The 713-nt window shown below is 54.4% G+C and carries 1 protein-coding gene; it reads left to right on the forward strand.

Annotated features, from left to right (window positions below; genetic code table 11):
• Nucleotides 1-74: 74 nt before the first annotated feature.
• Nucleotides 75-587 carry a leucine-rich repeat domain-containing protein gene (locus tag D1646_RS21600; RefSeq protein ID WP_160638416.1) on the forward strand — a complete coding sequence of 171 codons (513 nt, stop codon included), beginning with the start codon at nt 75-77 and terminating at the stop codon, nt 585-587.
• Nucleotides 588-713: the final 126 nt, after the last annotated feature.

A 713-nucleotide genomic window follows, 5' to 3' on the forward strand; every position in this document is an offset into this window, starting at 1 on the left:
ATGTGGGCCAGGATGAAGAGCGAGCTGCTCTATGACCGCTTGGACACGGAACAGTTGACCGTGGAGGAACTGAAATCGGGTTCGGCACCTTCCAGCACTGTGCCAACCTGACCAGCGTGACCATCCCGGCGGGCGTCACGAAAATTGGGGACGGTGCCTTCTCTGACTGCCAGAGCCTGACCAGCGTCACCATCCCGGTGGGTGTCACCGAAATCGGTAAGGACGTCTTTATGGGCAGCCGCCCTGTGCGGGTTGCGCCTCACATTTCCATTGCCAAGTTTGACAAGGAGGACAAGCCCGGTGCGTGTGCGGGCTTTGCCAAGGCGTATCTGGACGGTGCGGAGTTGGACGGGGAAATCAAAGCGGACTATCTCAAGTACATCAAGCGCCAGAGAAAGCGGCTTTTCCCTGAGGCCGTTCAACACGAGGAACTGCTGAGGGTGATGCTGGCTAAGAAGATGCTGGCCCGCAAGGACATTGACCTGTTGCTGGAGGAGTGCGACCAGCAGAACAATATCGTGGCCAAGGCGGCGGTGCTGGACTACGCAGACAGGAATTCGAATGTCAACGCCAATTTGAAATTGTAAGAAAACGCCGAAGAAATTTTGTAGTTTTTCGGCGGGGGTGTAAGAAAACTAAGCGTTTCCTTGCTCAAAAAGAGTGTTCACGATTTGCTGTTTCTGACGCATAAATTCCTTGCGTTCTTTCAAGCG

The sequence above is a fragment of the Pseudoflavonifractor sp. 60 genome (genome assembly GCF_009911645.1).
Taxonomy (GTDB): Bacteria; Bacillota; Clostridia; order Oscillospirales; family Oscillospiraceae; genus Lawsonibacter.